Here is a 1,161-nt window from a genome sequence, read left to right on the forward strand (position 1 = left end):
TAGGCATCGCCCTCGACCATGATCATCACGGTGAGCGGTGCCTCGTCGGCGATCCGCACCGACCACGGCAGCTCGAAACAGGCCCGGATCATGAAGGCCCCGCGCGCCCGTGGCCCCTCCAGGAGTCCTGCGAGTACGTCCATGACACCGAGACTAGGCGCTGGACGCGTGCGTATGGGGGTGAGCGGCTCGGCGATGTTCCGGTGGGGGCGGGCGCAGTTGAGTGGAGGCATGACACAGAGCGAGCACGAGACGAGGACAGTACTGGTGACCGGGGCGACGGGCCGGACGGGCAGCCGGGTGGCCGCCGCGGCGCGGGCCGCGGGGCTGACGGTGCGGGCGGCGTCCCGCTCGGGGGCCGTGCCCTTCGACTGGGCGGACCCGGGGACGTGGGACGCGGCGCTGGCCGGCGCCGACGGGGCCTATCTGGCGTACCCGTCGGACATCGGGGCGCCGGACGCGGAGGCGGCGGTGGGCACGCTGGCCCGGCGGGCGATGGAGCTCGGGGTGCGGCGCACGGTGCTGCTCTCGGCGCGCGGCGAGGACCAGGCGCGGCCCGCGGAGGAGGCGCTGGCGGCGGCGGGCGGGGACTGGACGGTGCTGCGCTGCGCGTGGTTCCACCAGAACTTCAGCGAGGGCCCGCTGCGGGAGCAGGTGAGCGGCCCGGAGCTGGTCTTCGCGGCGCCGCCGGAGCTGCGTGAGCCGTTCCTGGACGTGCGGGACATCGCGGACGTGACGGTGGCGGTGCTGGACGCGCCGGACGGGCGGTACGCGGGCCGCACCCTCGACCTGACGGGTCCGGAGCTGCTCACGTGGGGCGAGGCGCTGGCCGCGGTCGCGGCCGCGACGGGCACCGCCAGGACCTACCTCGGCGTGCCGGCGGCGGCCTACGGGGACGCGCTGCGCGGGTTCGGCGTGCCCGAGGACGAGGTGGGCTTCCTGGTCGAGCTGTTCACGACCCTGCTCGACGGGCGCAACGCGGCGCTGAGCGGTGACGTGGCCGAGGTCCTGGGCCGGGCGCCGCGCGCCTTCGGGGAGTTCGCCGAGGAGGCCGCCGCGGCCGGGGCGTGGAAGACGCCCTGACCGGCTAGGCCGGGCGGTGGTGGTCGTCGTCGGGGCCGGTGTCGCCGTCGTCGTCGTGCGGGTGCGGGTCACGGCGGG

The 1,161-nt window shown here is 76.2% G+C and carries 2 protein-coding genes; one reads left to right on the top strand and one right to left on the bottom strand.

Annotation, left to right across the window (positions count from 1 at the left end; genetic code table 11):
- The coding region (locus GTW43_RS20075; protein ID WP_161303401.1) for a cupin domain-containing protein at positions 1 to 143 on the bottom strand (143 nt) is incomplete at its 3' end.
- 88 nt (positions 144 to 231) lie between these two features.
- On the opposite strand from GTW43_RS20075, the gene GTW43_RS20080 reads away from it, so the two are divergent.
- The gene (locus tag GTW43_RS20080; protein WP_161303402.1) at positions 232 to 1,083 is read left to right on the top strand and encodes an NAD(P)H-binding protein; all 852 of its coding nucleotides are present in this window, start codon (positions 232 to 234) and stop codon (positions 1,081 to 1,083) included.
- Positions 1,084 to 1,161: the final 78 nt, after the last annotated feature.

The organism is Streptomyces sp. SID5785, from assembly GCF_009870065.1.
Taxonomy (GTDB): Bacteria; Actinomycetota; Actinomycetes; order Streptomycetales; family Streptomycetaceae; genus Streptomyces.

What these genes read in the sequence shown, in the direction of transcription:
- GTW43_RS20080 (WP_161303402.1), top strand. Translation starts at nt 232, where the DNA reads ATGACACAGAGCGAGCACGAGACGAGGACAGTACTGGTGACCGGGGCG.